Origin of the sequence: Pseudomonas sp. RtIB026 (assembly GCF_016861355.2) — a bacterium.
In the GTDB taxonomy this organism is placed as follows: domain Bacteria; phylum Pseudomonadota; class Gammaproteobacteria; order Pseudomonadales; family Pseudomonadaceae; genus Aquipseudomonas; species Aquipseudomonas peradeniyensis.
Window position 1 is genome coordinate 2,342,395 of record NZ_AP023348.2, and the last position, 16,513, is coordinate 2,358,907.

Consider the following 16,513-nt stretch of genomic DNA (forward strand, 5'->3'; position numbering starts at 1 on the left):
ACCGCCCAGTGAAGAAGTTCCCACTGACCGGGCTGCTGCTGGCCTGCGCCTGGCTGCCGACCATCGCCCTGGCCGGCATGGGGCCGTTCCAGGTGTACGAGCAGGCCCTGCGCCGCGACCCGACCTACCTCGCCGCCTTCAAGGCCCGCGAGGCTGGTCAGGAATACCGGGCCATCGGCCGCGCTGGCCTGCTGCCGAACATCTCGTACAGCTACAACAAGGGGCGCAACGATTCCGAGGTGCGCTACCTGGGGGATTCGCGGCGGCAAAAGGAAGACCGCAACTACAACAGCATGGGTTCGACCTTCATCCTCCAGCAGCCGCTGTTCGACTACGAGGCGTATTCGAGCTACCGCAAGGGTGTGGCCCAGGCGTTGTTCGCCGACGAAAGCTTCCGTGACCAGAGCCAGCAGTTGCTGGTGCGGGTGATGACCAACTACACCCAGGCGTTGTTCGCCCAGGACCAGATTGCCATCAGCGTGGCCAGCAAGCAGGCCTACCGCCAGCAGTTCCAGCAGAACCAGCGTCTGTTCGACGCCGGTGAAGGCACCCGCACCGACATCCTCGAAGCCCAGGCCCGCTACGAGCTGGCCGACGCCGAGGAGATCAAGGCGCGCAACGAGCAGGATGCCGCGCTGCGCGAGCTGGGCGCGTTGATCGGCGAGCCGGCGGTGCGGGTCGAGGACCTGGCGCCGCTGCGCCTGGGCTTCGCCCTGCCGGTGGTCGACCCCAGCGGCTACGAGGCGTGGCAGGAGCGGGCCCTGGCCAACAACCCACAACTGGCCTCGTCACGCCAGGCGCTGGAAGTGGCGCGTTACGAAGTCGAGCGCAACCGTGCCGGGCACCTGCCCAAGGTCACCGCGTTCGCCACCTCGCGGCGCCAGGAGTCGGACAGCGGTAACACCTACAACCAGCGCTACGACACCAACACCGTGGGTATCGAAGTCAGCGTGCCGATCTTCGCCGGGGGCGGCGTGCTGGCCTCGACCCGCCAGGCCAGCCGGCACCTGGAGCAGGCCGAGTACGAGCTTGATGGCAACACCCGCAGCGCGCTGATCGAGCTGCGCAGGCAGTACAACGCTTGCGAGTCCGGCGCCAGCCGCCTGCGCGCCTACGAACGGGCGCTGGTGGCGGCCGAAGCGCTGGTGGTCTCCACGCGCAAGAGCGTGCAGGGCGGCGAGCGGGTCAACCTGGACGTGCTCAACGCCGAGCAGCAGTTGGCCACTACCCGCCGCGACCTGGCCCAGGCGCGCTACGACTACCTGCTGGCTTGGATCAAACTGCATTACCAGGCCGGGGTGTTGAGCGAGACGCAGCTGGCGCGGGTGGATGAAGCGTTCATCGAGGGCAAGTCAGGCTGACCAGACCATGCGCAAATCCCTGTAGGAGCGGCCTCGTGCCGCGAAAGGGGTGCGAAGCGCCCCCAGGATTCGAGCATCAAGCTGATACTGCCGGGGTCGCTACGCGGCCCTTTCGCGGCACGAGGCCGCTCCTACAGGGGGGACATCCCGGCGCTCAGGCGTTTCCCCCGCTTGCGCTCAGCCAACCCCCACACCACCAGCGCCAGCGCGCCGATCACCAGCCCGGCCACCACGATCCCGTCCCAGCCATGCACCTCGAAGAGCTGCGTCCCCAGCAACGACCCCAGCGCCCCACCAATGAAGTAACAGGTGATATACCCGGCATTGAGCCGCGTACGCGCCTCCGGCCGCAGCACGATCACCGCGTTCTGGTTGCTCACGTGCACCAGCTGCACTGCCAGGTCGAGCAGCAGCACCCCCACCAGCAACGCCACCAGCGAGCTCTGCGCGAATCCCAGCGGTACCCACGACAGCAGCAGCGCCACCAGCCCCACGGTGGTGCCCAGCGGCCCCTTGCCTCGATCAGCCAGGCGCCCGGCCCAGTTGGCTGCCAGCGCACCGACCGCCCCGGCCAGGCCAAACAGGCCGATCACCGCGTCGGAATAGTGATAGGGCGCATTGCTCAGCAGGAACGCCAGCGGCGTCCAGAACAGCGCGAACAGGCTGAACGCCAGCAACCCCAGCAGCGAGCGCAGACGCAGTACCGGCTCCTCGGCGAACAGGCGAAACACCGAGCCGATCAGCGCCGGGTACTTGAGCCCTGCGTGGCTGTGGTGCCGCGGCAGGCTGCGGTAAAGAGCGAGGGCGCTGATTGCCATCAGCACCGCCGCCAGCACGTAGATGCTGCGCCAGCCACCCAGCTCGGCCATGAAGCCGGCGGCGGTGCGCGCCAGCAGGATGCCCAGCAACAGCCCGCTCATCAGCGTGCCCACGGCGCGGCCGCGTTGCTCCGGGGCGCTCAGGGCGGCGGCCATGGGCACCAATACCTGGGCCACCACCGAGAACAGCCCGGTCAGCGCGGTGCCGAACAGCAGCCACGGCAGGCTTGGCGCGCAGGCGCTGATCAGCAGCCCGGCGGTGGCGATCAGCACCATGGTGACGATCAGCCGGCGCTGCTCGAACAGGTCACCCAGCGGCGCCAGCAACAGCAGCCCGGCGCCGTAGCTGAGCTGGGCGGCGATGACAATGGTGCCGGCGCTGGCGGTGCTCAGGCCGAACTGTTGGGCGATGCTGTGCAGCAGCGGTTGCGCGTAGTAGTTGCTGGCCACGGCCAGGCCGGTTGCGGTGGCCATCAGCAGGATCAGGGCGCGGCCGAGAGTCGGGGTGTTCATGGGTTGTCTCGTTGCAGGCAAGGTTGTGTGGCGACAAGTATCAGGAAGTGTCTTGCATGACGCCAATGTATAGTTTTCAACTTATCCATCTTGAAAGCAGATAGATTGATGAACCTCAAGCAGCTCGAATACGCCCTGGCCGTGGCCGACACCGGCAGTTTCACCCGCGCCGCCGAGCGCTGCCATGTGGTGCAGTCGGCCCTCAGCCACCAGGTGGCGCGGCTGGAGGCACAGTTGGGGGTGAGCCTGTTCGAGCGCAGTTCGCGGCGCGTGCGCCTGACTCCGGCCGGCGAGGCCTTCGTGCTCAGCGCCCGGCCGGCGGTGGCGGCGGCGCGGCGGGTGGCCGAGGATGTCGCCGCCGCCTGCGGACAGGTGCGTGGACGCCTGTCGATCGGCGAGATCAGCTCGCTCACAGCGCTCGACCTGGTCGATCTGCTGGCGGTGTTCCATGAGCGTTATCCGGATGTGGACGTGCGCTGGTTGACCGCCAAGAGCGAGTTGCTGATGGCAGACGTCTGCGAACGGCGCCTGGACGTGGGTTTCATCGGCCTGTGGCAGGGCGAGGCGCTGCATGGCGTGCAGCATCGCCTGCTGGCGCGGGAGGAACTGGTGGCGGTGTTGCCGCCCGGCCATCGGCTGGCGGGCAGGGCGCGGCTGGCCCTGGCCGATCTGGCCGACGAGGTGCTGGTGGACTTTCCCGAGGGCACCGGGGCGCGCCGGCAGACCGATGAGGCGTTCCAGGCGGCGGGGTTGCAGCATCGGGTGCAGTTCGAGATTGGCCATATTCGCCTGGTGGAAAAGTTCGTCCAGCGCGCGATGGCGCTGGGGTTGGTGCCCGAGCGTGTCGCCCGGGGTTTTCAGGGGGTGGCCATGGTGCCGCTGGTGGATGCGCCGGTGCGGCATTTGTATGCGGTCTGGTCGCCGAGCCCCACGCCCGCGGCGCGGGCGTTCCTCGACGTCATGGAACAGAGCCTCCCGCCGACCTGATGCTCCCCTGTAGGAGCGGCCTTGCGCCGCGAAAGGGCTGCAAGGCAGCCCCAGGATCTCAGCGTCGACGCATGGATCGCAGGGGTCGCTGCGCGGCCCTTTCGCGGCACAAGGCCGCTCCTACAGGGGAATGGCACCTCAGGCCGCAAACCCACCATCGGCCAGCAGGCTCGCCCCGGTGATGTACCCTGCTTCAGGCCCCGCCAGGTAGGCAACAAAGCTGGCGATTTCATCCGCCTGCCCGTAGCGCCCGATGGCCATCAACGGAATCAGGCTCTCGGCGAACTCGCCGCTGGCCGGGTTCATGTCGGTGTCCACCGGCCCCGGCTGCACATTGTTGACGGTGATCCCCTGCGGCCCCAGGTCCCGGGCCAGGCCCTTGGTCAGGCCCACCAGCGCCGACTTGCTCATGGCATAGGGTGCGCCGCCGGCGAACGGCATGCGCTCGGCGTTGGTACTGCCGATGTTGATGATCCGTCCACCCTTGCCCATGTGCTTCACCGCTGCCTGGGTGGCCACGAACACGCTGCGCACGTTGATCGCCAGCAGGCGGTCGAAGTCGGCCAGGTCGAATTCGGCCACTGGCGCCACCGCCAGCACGCCGGCGTTGTTGACCAGGATATCGAGACCGCCGAAGGCCTTGGCGGTGTCGGCCACGGCCTGTTGCACGGCCTGGATGTCGGCGCTGTCGGCGCGCAGGGCCAGGGCCTGGCCGCCGGCGTTGTTGATTTCACCCGCCAGGGCTTCGGCGCTGGCGCTGGAACTGACATAGGTGAAGGCGACCTTGGCGCCGTCGCGGGCCAGGCGGCGGACGATGGCCGCGCCGATACCGCGGGAACCGCCCTGGACCAGGGCCACCTTACCGGTGAGGGGAAGTGCTTGGGACATGCTGATCTCCTGCAGTGAAGCAAGGCCGGATGCCTTGGGATGGACGCAGTATCGGCGCTCGATTACCTGTTGATAAGATGGCAATCGAGTTACTCAGAATAAACCAGGAGTTGATAATGGCCGTGATGGAATCCTTCAGCAGCCTGGAATGCTTTATTCGCAGCGCCGAAGTCGGCAGCTTTGCCGAGGCGGCCAGGCGCCTGTCGCTCACCCCGGCGGCGGTCGGCAAGAACGTCGCCCAGCTGGAGGCGCGGCTCGGTGTGCGGTTGTTCCTGCGCAGCACGCGCAAGTTGACCCTGACCGAGGCCGGTCAGCGCTTTCTGGCCGAAGTGAGCGAGAGCTTTCGCACCATCCAGTACGCGGTGGCCAACCTCGCCAACTGCGAAGGGCATCCCTCGGGCGTGTTGCGGGTCAGCATGGGCACGGTATTCGGGCGCCTGTACGTGTTGCCGCTGCTGGGCGAGTTCCTGGCCCGTTTTCCGGCGGTGACGGCGGACTGGCACTTCGACAATCGCCAGGTCGACCTGATCGGCCAGGGCTTCGACGCCGCCATCGGTGGCGGCTTCGAACTGCCGCCGGGGGTGGTGGCGCGCAAGCTGACCCCGGCACACCGAGTGCTGGTCACTTCGCCGGGCTACCTGCAACAGCACGGACCACTGAGCCGCCCGGAGCAGTTGCAGGCGTGCGCCGGCATCCTTATCCGCTCGCCGCAGACCGGCCGGGTGCGCAGTTGGCCGCTGACCAGTCGCTGGCAGGAGCAACAGCCGCTGCAACTGCCCCAGCGCCTGACCATGAGCGATTCAGACGCCGCCTGCGCGGTGGCCGAGCAAGGCCTGGGCATCGCCCTGGTCAGCCTGCCGTTCGCCTTGCCCTATCTGACTGCCGGGCGTCTGAGCCGGGTGTTGCCGGACTGGTACGTGGACGATGGACATATCAGCCTGTACTACGCCGAGCGCAAGCTGTTGCCGGGTAAGACCCGGGCCTTCATCGATTTCGTGGTGGAGCAGTTCGCCGAGCAGGGGCTGGCGGGGCGGTTCGATGCGTTGCAGAGTCATTGATGGCCATCGCACAGCCCTGTAGGGAATTGCCAACCCTGTGGGAGCAACTGTCTTGCTCAAAATCTAATAGCTTGCGTAATTCCTGTGGGAGCGGGTTTACCCGCGAACACCAGCGAAGCTGGTGCCAGTCACCGCGCTGCCTGCTTCGCGGGTAAACCCGCTCCCACAGGGGCCTGCTAAATCAATGGGCTCACTCAGGCGATATCGATGATGAACTGCACCTGCGCCACTCCAGCCACCACCAGGCTCACCTCGTCATCCACCCGCTTGCCGAGCAGTTGTTGTCCCAGCGGCGCGCGTGGCGTGATCACCGTCACCAGCCCATCCCCCTCGCCAACCTTCAGCCCGGCTCCTTCCGGCCCGAGGAACAGCCGGCGCCGTTGGCCCGACTCATCTTCCAGGGTCACCAGGCAACCGATCTGGATCCCCCGCGCCGGGTCGTAATCGCGCAGCACCCACTGCTGGTAGGTGTGCAACGCCTGGCGGATCTCGGCCGTGCGCCGCGCCTGCCCGGTGGCCAGGTACGACGCCTCAAGCCCCAGGGTGTCGTACTTGTTCTCGGCGATGTTCTCTTCGGCGGTGGCGGCCTCGTAGGCGGTCTGGGCGGCGCGGCGCAGCACCTCCATGTCGAGCTCGAGGGTGGCGATGATGCATTGCAGCAGGCAGGCCTTGTCCATGGTCAGTAGCAGAACTCCAGCACGTTGGCCTGGCTCTTGTCGGTCGGCGCGGTGCGGTTCTGCTGCAGCCAGAACTGGCACTTGGGGCTGTTCAGGTTGCGCGGATTGCCCTGGGCGGCCTCGGCGGCCTGTTGCAGTTCCTGCTTGTGCAGGATGTCCTTGTAGTGCTCGAACATCTGCGCCTGGGCGTCGGCCGGTTGTGCTGGCGCGGCGGCAGGCGCAGGCTGGACCACGGCGGGGACGGCGGCCTCGACCAGTGGCTGCACCTGTGCCGGCCACAGGCGCAGGGCCAGCCACAGGCTCAGGGCGATGGCCACGGCGCCGAGCCACAGACCCAGGGCGACGCACAGCACCAGTTGCACGGGTCTGAGGGTGATCTTCAATTCGCGGGGGCGGGGCATGGCGGCCTCCTGGCAGGCGGTTCGAGGGACCATTCTCGCATGGTGCGAGAGGTTTTTTCAGCGCCGCGCTTTTGCTGACGGGCAAATATCCGCAAAATCCGCGGTCTTTTTTCGCAGGTAACGGAACGTGGCGATGAAAACCACCTGGGACATCTTCTGCACGGTCGTCGACAACTATGGCGACATCGGCGTCACCTGGCGCCTGGCGCGCCAGCTGGCGGCCGAGCACGACCTGGCGGTGCGCCTGTGGGTGGACGACCTGCAGGCTTTCGCGCGCCTGTGTCCGGACGCCGACAGCCAGGCCGGGCAGCAGTGGCGGCAAGGGGTCGAGGTACGCCACTGGCCTGTCACGTGGCAAGGGGCGGAGCCAGCCCAGGTGGTGGTAGGCGCCTTTGCTTGCCAACTGCCGGACGGCTACGTCGAGGCCATGGCCCGTCAGCCCACGCCGCCTTTGTGGCTGAACCTGGACTACCTCAGTGCCGAAGACTGGGTGGAGGGCTGCCATGGCTTGCCCTCGCCCCAGGCCAATGGGCTGCGCAAGTTCTTCTTCTTCCCGGGCTTCACCGAGAACACCGGTGGGTTGCTGCGTGAAGCCACCTTGCTACCGCGTTGCCAGGCGTTCCGGCAGTCGCCCGGCGAGCGGGCGAAGTTCCTGGCAGGATTGGCTGTGCATCCCCAGGAAGGGGCCCGGCTGATCTCGCTGTTCGCCTACGAGAACCCGCAGCTGGGCAACTGGCTCGATGTGCTGGCCGCCGATGTGCATCCCACCCATCTGCTGGTACCGCAGGGGCGCATCCTGGGAGACCTCGGCAGCTGGCTGGGCGTGGCTGACCTGCCCGTGGGCGCGCTGCATCGGCGCGGAGCCTTGACCGTGCAGGTGCTGCCTTTCGTCAGCCAGGAGGACTACGACCGGCTGCTGTGGAGCTGCGATTTCAACGCCGTGCGCGGCGAAGACTCGTTCGTGCGCGCGCAATGGGCTGGCGTGCCGATGCTCTGGCACATCTACATCCAGGAAGAGAACGCCCACTGGGAAAAGCTCGAGGCATTCCTCGCCCTTTATCGCCAAGGCTTGTCGGCCGCCGCCGGGCAGGCGCTGACCGAACTGTGGCGCGCCTGGAACATGGATCGCCCGATGGGCCAGGCCTGGCAGGCGCTGCAGCCGCACTGGGACGAAGTGCGCGAACATGCCCGCCAGTGGCAGGCCGTGCAGGCCGCTCGGCCGGACCTTGCTACGAGGCTGGTACAGTTTTACCGAAATTCGCTATGATACGCGGCCTCGATTTTTATAAATCCATCCAGATTCGGATACTTCGTAATGAAAACTGGTAAAGAACTGAAACCCGGTACCGTACTGCGGATCGACAACGACCCGTGGCTGGTTCAGAAAGCTGAGTTCACCAAGTCGGGCCGTAACAGCGCGATCATGAAGACCAAGCTGAAGAACCTGCTGACCGGCTACAAGACCGAAACCGTATACGGTGCGGACGACAAGCTGGACGACGTGATCCTGGATCGCAAAGAAGCGACCCTGTCGTTCATCAGCGGTGACTCGTACACCTTCATGGACACCACCGACTACACCATGTACGAACTGAACGCCGAAGACATCGACGCCGTTCTGCCGTACATCGAAGAAGGCATGGAAGACATCTGCGAAGCCGTGTTCTTCGAAGGCCGCCTGGTCTCGGTAGAACTGCCGACCACCATCAGCCGTCAGGTCGTCTACACCGAGAACGCCGCACGTGGCGACACCTCGGGCAAGGTCATGAAGCCTGCCAAGCTGAAGAACGGTACCGAGATCTCGGTTGCCGACTTCATCCAGATCGACGAGTGGATCGACATCGACACTCGCGACAACAGCTTCAAGGGCCGTTCCAAGAAGTAATCCTTCTTGCGATAAGCACAAAAAACCCGGCCTTGGCCGGGTTTTTTTATGGCGGGTTGTCTGGCCCCTGTAGGAGCGGCCTTGCGCCGCGAAAGGGGCGCGAAGCGCCCCCGACCATGGATCAGGCAAACCTAAGAAGCAGCCCTCGTGCATTCCGGGACCGCTCTGCGGTCCTTTCGCGGCACGAGGCCGCTCCTACACATCGATCGTGTATCACACCGTCACATGCAACCGCACATCCACATTGCCGCGGGTGGCGTTGGAGTAAGGGCAGACCTTGTGCGCCTTCTCCACCAGCCCTTCGGCGTCGGCCTGGGCCAGGCCCGGCAGGTTGATGTGCAGGTCGATGTCCAGGCCGAAACCGCCCGGGATCTGGCCGATGCCGACCTTGGCGGTGATCGACGCATCCGCCGGCAGGGCCTTTTTCTCCTGGCCGGCGACGAATTTCAGCGCGCCGATGAAGCAGGCCGAGTAGCCGGCGGCGAACATCTGCTCGGGGTTGGTGCCGTCACCGCCCGCGCCACCCAGCTCCTTGGGGGTGCTCAGCTTGACTTCCAGCTTGCCGTCGCTGGAGCGGGATTTGCCATCACGACCACCGGTGGAAGTGGCTTCTGCGATGTACAGCGGAGTGACCTTTTGCATCTTGAGCCTCGCTTGGGTGCTGTGCGCCGTCGGCGCTGAGTGGGTATGGGCTTAACTTAGCGCGCAATTATTTAGTGCGCAAGTTAAATATTCGACCATTCATCCGAACAGCCATCTCACAGCTTAGACGTCAGAGGTTTTCTTGCAGCTGCGCACGCAGGGCGAGCAGGTCGGCCTGCAGCTTGCGCAGTTGCTCGGCGCTATGGCCGCTGGCCTGCAGAATGCACTGTGGCACGCGCTGGGCCTCGACCTGCAGGGCGCGGCCTTTGTCGGTCAGTTGCACCAGCACCACCCGTTCATCCTCGCGGCTGCGGCTGCGCTTGAGCAGGCCTTCGCTCTCAAGGCGCTTGAGCAGCGGCGTCAGCGAACCGGGGTCGGTGAGCAGGCGCTGGCTGATCTCGCCCACGGTCAGGCCGTCCTGTTCCCACAGGACCAGCATGGCCAGGTACTGCGGGTAGGTCAGGCCCAGCGCCTGCAGCAGGGGCTTGTAGACCTTGGTCATCAGCAACGAGGTCGAGTGCAGGGCGAAGCAGACCTGGTTGTCCAGCAGCAGCGCGTTGCAGGGGGCTTGGGTGTCGGCGTTCATGCAGGTCCTTGGAATCGGTAAGGGTTAAAATCTAGCACGCCAAAGCTTGGTGCGCTCATTGCCAGCGCAGCTCGCTTCTCAGCGCCAGGTCCCAGGGCGGCACCGGGCTGAAACGGCTCTTGAGAAATTCGAGCAGCAAGCGGCTGCGAGAGTTCGTTTCATGTTCCAGGCGCAGGGCATAGATGCCGCTGGTCTCAGGTTGCGGCAGGCCGTTGTCGCAGAACAGCGGGACCAGTTCGCCGCGCAGCAGGTAGTCGCTGATCAGCCAGGTCGGCAGGTGGGCGATGCCCAGGCCGGCCAGGGCGCCGAACAGCAGGGTCTCGGCGTTGTTGGCGGCCATGCGCATGCGCGCCGGACGGTACAGGCGGGTCTGGCCGTCGACCGCGAAACGCCAGGCGAACGGCGGGGCCAGCCCGTCCCAGTCGAGGCCGTCGTGGCCGGGCAGTTCGCTGGGGCAGGCCGGCACCCCGCGGCTGGCCAGGTACGCAGGGCTGGCACAGGCGATGCGCACCATGTAGGCCAGGGGCGTGGCCACCAGGCGGGTATCGGCCAGGGGGCCGGCGCGCAGCACCAGGTCCACTTCGCCCAGGTGGCTGCCGTGCAGGTCGACGAAGCTGTCGATCAGGCGCAGCTGCACGTCGAGACCGGGGTAGGCCACCAGGAAGTCAGCGATGGCCGGGGCCAGGTGACGACGGCCGAAGGCGGCCGGTGCGTCGATGCGGATCAAGCCTTCCGGGGCGTTGCTCAACGACACCGCCTCGGCGCGCGCCAGGCGCAGCTCTTCGATGATGCGCCGGGCCCGTTCGGCGAAGGCGTTGCCGGCCGGTGTCGGGCGCACGGCGTGGGTACTGCGCGAAAACAGGCGGCTGCCCACCGCGCTTTCCAGGCTGTCGATGCGCCGCGCCACGGCGGAGGGTGTCAACGGGTGGCGCCGGGCGGCGGCGGAGAAACTGCCGGTTTCCAGCACGTCGAGGAACAGGCAGAGTTGTTCGGTGAGGATGTCGGGGCTCATGGTGGCTCGATGCTTGTGCGAAATACGCAAAGCCATTGTGCGCTGCTGTGCGTTTCCCCGCCAGCCGCGACTGGCTAGCATGCCCTCATTCTCTGAAAGCAGGCGGAAGAGGCGCTGATGATCGAGTGGGTGATGTATATCGTGCTGGGGGCCGCGCTCGGCACCCTGGGTGGGCTGTTCGGCATCGGCGGCGGGTTGATCGCCATTCCGGCGCTGGGCGTGCTGTTCGGCCTTGACCAGCAGCTGGCCCAGGGCACCGCGCTGGTGATGGTGGTGCCCAACGTGCTGCTGGCGCTGTGGCGCTATCACCAGCGCAACCGTATCGAGCTACGCCACGCCGTGCCGTTGTCGCTGTGCAGCTTCGTGTTCGCCTGGCTGGGGTCGATCTGGGCGGTGGGCATCGATGCCCAGTCGATGCGCCTGTACTTCGTCGGATTCCTGGTGGCGCTGGCGATCTGGAACGTGGCGCGGATGTTTCTGCCGGTCAGGCCGCCGAGCAACCAGCTGCGCTATCCGTGGCCCTGGCTGGGTGTGCTGGGCAGCTTCGCCGGGACCATGGGCGGGCTGTTCGGCGTGGGCGGGGCGGTGGTGGCCACGCCGATCCTGACCTCGGTGTTCGGCACTACCCAGGTGGTGGCCCAGGGGTTATCGCTGGCGTTGGCGGCGCCTAGCACCATGGTGACCTTGCTGACCTATGGGCTGCACCAGAGTGTCGACTGGAGCATCGGGGTTCCGCTGGCTGTGGGTGGGTTGCTGAGCATCAGCTGGGGGGTGAAGCTGGCCCATGCGTTGCCGGAGAGGGTGTTACGCACGCTGTTCTGCGGGTTTTTGGTGGTGTGTGCGGTGATGCTTGGGTTCGAGCTCTAGATAGCCGGGGCCGCGTTGCGGCCCATCGCGGGACAAGCCCGCTCCTACAGGGGGCGGGCGGGATGCTTATTTGAACCCTTCGACGATGTACTCGGCCATGCAGTCGGTGATCGGCGAATGCTGCTGGTCGTTGCGCAGCAGCATCACATTGGCCATGTGCAACTGCGGCAGGCCGTCGTCCGCGCCGAGGATGCGCAGGTCGCCGCCGATCAGGCTCTGTAGCTGCGCGGTCACCGCCAGGCCGGCATGCACGATGGCGAAGATCGCCGCCAGGCTCGGGCTGGTGTAGGCGATGCGGTATTCGATGCCCTGGCGCTCCAGGGCGTTGCAGGTCCAGGCGCGGCAGAAACAGTCGGTGTTGAACAGTGCCAGCGGCATCGGCCGCTGCTCGTGGGGGCAGAAGCCCTTGGCCGCGGCCCACACCAGGCGCTCCTGGCGCAGTAGCTGGCCGACCTCGTTACCCGGCTCGCGGGTGACGATGGTCAGGTCCAGGTCCTGGCGCAGCATCAGCTGCTTGGACGAGTCGCAGTGCACCTCGACATGGATCAACGGGTACGCCTGGGCGAAGCGGGTGAGGATGCCCGGCAGGTAGCGTATGGCGTAGTCGTCCGGGGTACCGATGCGCACCACGCCAACCATGTGCGGCATGCGCAGGGTGTTGAACACCTCGCCGTGCAGCTTGAGGATGCGCCGGGCATAGCCCAGCAGGACCTGGCCCTCGGCGGTGAGGCGCACCTGGCGGCCGTCGCGCTCGAACAGCTGGCGCTGCAGGATGTCCTCTTCCAGGCGCTTCATCTGCATGCTCACCGCCGACTGGGTGCGGTTGACCACCTCGCCGGCGCGGGTGAAGCCGCCTTGCTCGGCGATGGCGACGAAGGTGCGCAGCACGTCCGCGTCGAGACTCTGATACTGGGACATGGCATCAATCTCCGAGATGCATGACATCAGAAACATTCGTTGGATTGATCTTAGGCCTGGGCAGAGACTGGAGCCATCCACAAGGAGGGCGTCAAGATGAAAGGTCATTTCAACGTTGCTCACCAGCCTGGGTCTACCCTCGGCCACCTGCTGCACGATGCCGGCGGGCGGCTGCTGCGCTGGTACGAGCTGCACCGCCAACGCGACGAACTGGCGCGCCTGAGCGATGCCACGCTGCACGACCTGGGGTTGTCGCGGGCGGATATCCAGCAGGAGGCCGACCGGCATTTCTGGGAGGATCCGTTGCGTAAATAGGCCGTGAAGGCTTTGCTAGCCTCTTCGCGGGTAAACCCGCTCCCACAGGTTCGCTGTTGTTCCCTGGTCAACGGTAACCCTGTGGGAGCGGGTTTACCCGCGAATGCTATGGTGCAGACACAGAATGAGTTGCAGAGCCACTGTGAGGTACCTCCATTGCCCCTCGAACTGTCTATCCACCAGGCCCGCCGTCTGGCCCTGTCCGCTCAGGGCTTCGGCAAGTCGCCCGGCAGCCCGCCGACCCTTGGCAGTCTCACGCGCATGTTCCAGCGCCTAGGCGTGGTGCAGATCGACTCGGTCAATGCCCTGGTGCGCTCCCACTACCTGCCGCTGTTTTCGCGCCTGGGCGACTACCCGCACGACCTGCTTGACCAGCTCGCCTGGGGCCAGCGCCGCCAGCGCCGATTGTTCGAATATTGGGGTCATGAAGCATCGCTGCTGCCGCTGGCGCTGTACCCGCTGATGCGCTGGCGCATGGCCCACGCCGCCGACGGCAAGGGCATCTACCGGCAACTGGCCGCGTTCGGCCGCGAGCGGCGCGAGGTGATCGAGCGGGTGCTGGCGGCGGTGCGCGACCAGGGCGCGCTGGGCGCGGGCAGCCTGTCCACCCGTGAGGAGCGCGCCGGCCCCTGGTGGGACTGGAGCGAAGAGAAGCACGCGCTGGAATGGCTGTTCGCCGCCGGCGAGGTCACCGTGGCCGGGCGTCGCGGTTTCGAGCGCCTGTACGACCTGCCCGAGCGGGTGCTGCCGGCGGCCATCCTCGATCAGGCCCGGCCCAGCGAGGCCGAAGCGCACCAGGGCTTGCTGCTGCATGCCGCCGGCGCCCTGGGCGTGGCCACCGAACAGGACCTGCGCGACTACTTTCGCCTCTCGCCGCAGCAGAGCAAGGCCGCCCTGGCCGTATTGGTCGAGGCCGGGCACCTGCAGGCCTGCACCGTGCAGGGCTGGAAACAACCGGCCTATGTCGCGGGGGTGCCACGGATTCCCAGGCGCATCGAAGCCAGCGCCTTGCTCTCGCCGTTCGATTCGCTGGTCTGGGCGCGCGAGCGTACCGAGCGCCTGTTCGATTTCCGCTACCGCCTGGAGATCTACACGCCGGCGCATAAGCGGGTGTACGGCTACTACGTGCTGCCATTCCTGCACGACGGGCGCATCGCCGCCCGCCTGGACCTGCGTGCCGAGCGCGCCCACGGGCGCCTGGCGGTGCATGCGGTGCACGAAGAGGCGTTGGGGCTGGACGAGGCGGGCTACCAGGCGCTGGCGCTCAGCCTGCGGCAGCTGGCCAACTGGCTGGGCCTGGCGCAGGTGCAGCTCAACTGCCCCCGCGCCGAGGGCAGCCGGCTGCGTCAGGCATTGCTCAGCGGCGTACCTGCTTGAGGGTTTCGGCGATCAGGAACGCCAGCTCCAGCGACTGATCGGCGTTCATCCGCGGGTCGCAGTGGGTGTGGTAGCGGTCTGACAGGGCATCTTCGGTGATCGGCCGGGCGCCGCCGATGCACTCGGTGACGTTCTGCCCGGTCATCTCGATATGAATGCCGCCAGCGTGGCTGCCCTCGGCCTGGTGCACCTGGAAGAACTGCTTGACCTCATCGAGGATCTGCGCGAAATCGCGGGTCTTGTAGCCGCTGCTGGCCTTGATGGTGTTGCCGTGCATCGGGTCGGAGCTCCACAGCACCTGGCGCCCCTCGCGCTGCACGGTGCGGATCAGCCCCGGCAGGTGGTCGCCGACCTTGCCGGCGCCCATGCGCACGATCAGGTTCAGGCGGCCCGGGTCGTTGTCCGGGTTGAGCACATCGATCAGGCGGATCAGCTCCTCGGGGTTCATGCTCGGGCCGACCTTGACCCCGATCGGGTTGTGCACGCCGCGCAGGAACTCGACATGGGCGCCGTCGAGCTGGCGGGTGCGGTCGCCGATCCACAGCATGTGCGCCGAGCAGTCGTAGTAGTCGCCGGTCAGGCTGTCGCTGCGCACGAAGGCTTCCTCGTAGTTGAGCAGCAACGCTTCGTGGGCGGTGAAGAAGCTGGTCTCGCGCAGTTGCGGCGCGGTGTCCAGGCCGCAGGCGCGCATGAAGGCCAGGGTCTCGTCGATGCGGTTGGCCAACTGGTGGTACTTGTCGGCCAGCGCCGAGTTGGCGATGAAGTCCAGGTTCCACTTGTGCACCTGGTGCAGGTCGGCGAAGCCGCCCTGGGCGAAGGCGCGCAGCAGGTTGAGGCTGGCGGTGGCCTGGTGGTAGGCCTGCAGCAGGCGCTCGGGGTCGGGAACGCGGCTCTTTTCGTCGAAACCGATGCCGTTGACGATGTCGCCACGGTAGGCGGGCAGGGTGATGTCGCCGATGGTCTCGTCATTGGCCGAGCGCGGCTTGGCGAACTGGCCGGCCATGCGCCCGACCTTGACCACCGGGCAGCCGGCGGCGAAGGTCATGACAATGGCCATCTGCAGCAGCACCTTGAAGGTGTCGCGGATCTTCGCCGCGGAGAATTCGGCGAAGCTCTCGGCGCAGTCGCCGCCCTGCAGCAGGAACGCCCGGCCCTGGGTCACTTCGGCGAACTGCCGGCGCAGCTCGCGTGCCTCGCCGGCAAACACCAGTGGCGGGTAGCTGGCCAGGGTTTGCTCCACCTTCAGCAGGTGCGCGGCGTCGGGGTAGATCGGTTGCTGCTGGATCGGCAGGGCGCGCCAGCTGTCAGGGGTCCATTGTCGGGTCATCGCAAGCTCTATCCATAAGTGTCGTTAAGGCCTGCCAGCCATGGTACGCCCGGGTGTGCTTGTTGCACCACCGGCATTGGCGGACAATGCACGTTTTGCGCGGGCAGGTGGTAAGGATGGCGACGGAGCGGGAAGAGCGGCTGCTGGCACGGGTCGAGGACGCCTTTGGCGTCATCAGCGTGTACGAGGTGGATGACTATCGCTTCCTCGAGTTCGGCGACGCCATCGAGCAGAGCTGCACCTTCACCGCCGACCCGAGCTGGCTGGAGTACGACTACACCCGCGCCATGCTGGTCGGCGCGCTGTGCCACGGGCAGCCGGAGAGCGCGCTGTTCCTCGGCCTTGGCGCCGGCACCCTGACCCAGGCGTGCCTGAAGTTCCTGCCGCTGGAGGATGTCGAGGCCATCGAGCTGCGCCCCGACGTGCCGCGCCTGGCCATGGAGTACATGGGCCTGGACGACGACCCGCGGCTGTATGTACGGGTGGGCGACGCCCTCGAGCTTTTGCCCAGCGCGGAGAAGGCCGACCTGCTGTTCGTCGACCTTTATACCGACTATGGTCCCGGTGTCGGCCACCTGGCCTGGGGCTTCCTGGAGAACTGCCAGAAGCAGCTGAACCCCGATGGCTGGCTGGTGATCAACCAGTGGGCCGGGGACGACGGCAAGCCGCTGGGCGCAGCCTTGTTGCGTGGTTTGTACCACCGCCATTACTGGGAGCTGCCGGTGAAGGAGGGCAACGTGATCGTGCTGGTGCCGGCGGACCTGGAGCAGACGCTGGATATCGATGCCGTGCGGGCGCGGGCCGAAGCCTTGGCGCCGCAGCTGGGCTATTCGCTGGAGTACCTGATCAAGGAAATCCGCCCGGCGACCTGATCCGAGTGT

General features: G+C 66.5%; 18 protein-coding genes. 9 read left to right on the forward strand and 9 right to left on the reverse strand.

What is annotated here, in order from left to right; genetic code table 11:
* The first annotated feature begins 8 nt into the window (after positions 1 to 8).
* Positions 9 to 1,361, forward strand: a complete 1,353-nt coding sequence (locus PRtIB026_RS10595) for a TolC family outer membrane protein (protein ID WP_203647583.1) — start codon at positions 9 to 11, stop codon at positions 1,359 to 1,361.
* Between the two features lie 131 nt (positions 1,362 to 1,492).
* On the opposite strand, the gene PRtIB026_RS10600 is transcribed toward PRtIB026_RS10595, so the two are convergent.
* A complete protein-coding gene (locus tag PRtIB026_RS10600) occupies positions 1,493 to 2,692 on the reverse strand; it encodes an MFS transporter (RefSeq protein WP_267813800.1) in 1,200 nt (399 codons plus the stop codon).
* Positions 2,693 to 2,800: 108 nt separating this feature from the next.
* Here PRtIB026_RS10600 and PRtIB026_RS10605 point away from each other — a divergent pair, with 108 nt between their 5' ends.
* Positions 2,801 to 3,679, forward strand: a complete 879-nt coding sequence (locus PRtIB026_RS10605) for a LysR family transcriptional regulator (RefSeq protein WP_203647582.1) — start codon at positions 2,801 to 2,803, stop codon at positions 3,677 to 3,679.
* 138 nt (positions 3,680 to 3,817) lie between these two features.
* Here the strand turns inward: PRtIB026_RS10605 and PRtIB026_RS10610 are convergent, their stop codons facing one another.
* Complete coding sequence (locus PRtIB026_RS10610) at positions 3,818 to 4,567, reverse strand: 3-oxoacyl-ACP reductase family protein (RefSeq protein WP_110736651.1); 750 nt, start codon at positions 4,565 to 4,567, stop codon at positions 3,818 to 3,820.
* 125 nt (positions 4,568 to 4,692) lie between these two features.
* Between PRtIB026_RS10610 and PRtIB026_RS10615 the strand changes: the two genes are divergently transcribed.
* Positions 4,693 to 5,625, forward strand: a complete 933-nt coding sequence (locus PRtIB026_RS10615; RefSeq protein WP_203652691.1) for a LysR family transcriptional regulator — start codon at positions 4,693 to 4,695, stop codon at positions 5,623 to 5,625.
* A gap of 194 nt (positions 5,626 to 5,819) precedes the next feature.
* Here the strand turns inward: PRtIB026_RS10615 and PRtIB026_RS10620 are convergent, their stop codons facing one another.
* Positions 5,820 to 6,302 (reverse strand): GreA/GreB family elongation factor, encoded by a 483-nt coding sequence (locus tag PRtIB026_RS10620; protein ID WP_203647581.1) that lies wholly within the window; start codon positions 6,300 to 6,302, stop codon positions 5,820 to 5,822.
* Between the two features lie 2 nt (positions 6,303 to 6,304).
* Positions 6,305 to 6,703: a hypothetical protein gene (locus tag PRtIB026_RS10625; RefSeq protein ID WP_110736656.1), complete on the reverse strand. Its 399-nt coding sequence runs from the start codon at positions 6,701 to 6,703 to the stop codon at positions 6,305 to 6,307.
* A gap of 133 nt (positions 6,704 to 6,836) precedes the next feature.
* Between PRtIB026_RS10625 and earP the strand changes: the two genes are divergently transcribed.
* The gene (earP, locus tag PRtIB026_RS10630; protein WP_203647580.1) at positions 6,837 to 7,970 is read left to right on the forward strand and encodes an elongation factor P maturation arginine rhamnosyltransferase EarP; all 1,134 of its coding nucleotides are present in this window, start codon (positions 6,837 to 6,839) and stop codon (positions 7,968 to 7,970) included.
* A 48-nt stretch (positions 7,971 to 8,018) separates the two neighbouring features.
* Positions 8,019 to 8,588, forward strand: coding sequence for an elongation factor P (efp, locus tag PRtIB026_RS10635; protein WP_060483780.1), 570 nt, complete (start codon positions 8,019 to 8,021; stop codon positions 8,586 to 8,588).
* A 213-nt stretch (positions 8,589 to 8,801) separates the two neighbouring features.
* On the opposite strand, the gene PRtIB026_RS10640 is transcribed toward efp, so the two are convergent.
* From PRtIB026_RS10640 to PRtIB026_RS10650, 3 genes are all read right to left on the reverse strand, one after another.
* Positions 8,802 to 9,230 carry an organic hydroperoxide resistance protein gene (locus PRtIB026_RS10640; protein ID WP_023632623.1) on the reverse strand — a complete coding sequence of 143 codons (429 nt, stop codon included), beginning with the start codon at positions 9,228 to 9,230 and terminating at the stop codon, positions 8,802 to 8,804.
* 130 nt (positions 9,231 to 9,360) lie between these two features.
* Positions 9,361 to 9,816: a MarR family winged helix-turn-helix transcriptional regulator gene (locus tag PRtIB026_RS10645; protein ID WP_203647579.1), complete on the reverse strand. Its 456-nt coding sequence runs from the start codon at positions 9,814 to 9,816 to the stop codon at positions 9,361 to 9,363.
* A gap of 55 nt (positions 9,817 to 9,871) precedes the next feature.
* On the reverse strand, positions 9,872 to 10,828 hold the full coding sequence (locus PRtIB026_RS10650) for a LysR family transcriptional regulator (protein ID WP_203647578.1): 957 nt from the start codon (positions 10,826 to 10,828) through the stop codon (positions 9,872 to 9,874).
* Positions 10,829 to 10,945: 117 nt separating this feature from the next.
* Here PRtIB026_RS10650 and PRtIB026_RS10655 point away from each other — a divergent pair, with 117 nt between their 5' ends.
* On the forward strand, positions 10,946 to 11,695 hold the full coding sequence (locus PRtIB026_RS10655) for a sulfite exporter TauE/SafE family protein (protein ID WP_203647577.1): 750 nt from the start codon (positions 10,946 to 10,948) through the stop codon (positions 11,693 to 11,695).
* Between the two features lie 66 nt (positions 11,696 to 11,761).
* Here the strand turns inward: PRtIB026_RS10655 and PRtIB026_RS10660 are convergent, their stop codons facing one another.
* Positions 11,762 to 12,613 carry a LysR substrate-binding domain-containing protein gene (locus tag PRtIB026_RS10660; RefSeq protein WP_203647576.1) on the reverse strand — a complete coding sequence of 284 codons (852 nt, stop codon included), beginning with the start codon at positions 12,611 to 12,613 and terminating at the stop codon, positions 11,762 to 11,764.
* A gap of 96 nt (positions 12,614 to 12,709) precedes the next feature.
* On the opposite strand from PRtIB026_RS10660, the gene PRtIB026_RS10665 reads away from it, so the two are divergent.
* On the forward strand, positions 12,710 to 12,928 hold the full coding sequence (locus PRtIB026_RS10665; protein ID WP_028691731.1) for a DUF1127 domain-containing protein: 219 nt from the start codon (positions 12,710 to 12,712) through the stop codon (positions 12,926 to 12,928).
* Between the two features lie 108 nt (positions 12,929 to 13,036).
* Positions 13,037 to 14,305 carry a winged helix-turn-helix domain-containing protein gene (locus PRtIB026_RS10670; RefSeq protein ID WP_203647575.1) on the forward strand — a complete coding sequence of 423 codons (1,269 nt, stop codon included), beginning with the start codon at positions 13,037 to 13,039 and terminating at the stop codon, positions 14,303 to 14,305.
* Here PRtIB026_RS10670 and PRtIB026_RS10675 read toward each other — a convergent pair.
* Positions 14,286 to 15,632: a class II 3-deoxy-7-phosphoheptulonate synthase gene (locus tag PRtIB026_RS10675; protein WP_028691729.1), complete on the reverse strand. Its 1,347-nt coding sequence runs from the start codon at positions 15,630 to 15,632 to the stop codon at positions 14,286 to 14,288. The two genes, PRtIB026_RS10670 and PRtIB026_RS10675, sit on opposite strands and share 20 nt — an antisense overlap.
* A gap of 116 nt (positions 15,633 to 15,748) precedes the next feature.
* On the opposite strand from PRtIB026_RS10675, the gene PRtIB026_RS10680 reads away from it, so the two are divergent.
* Positions 15,749 to 16,504, forward strand: coding sequence for a spermidine synthase (locus PRtIB026_RS10680; RefSeq protein ID WP_203647574.1), 756 nt, complete (start codon positions 15,749 to 15,751; stop codon positions 16,502 to 16,504).
* Positions 16,505 to 16,513 lie beyond the last annotated feature (9 nt).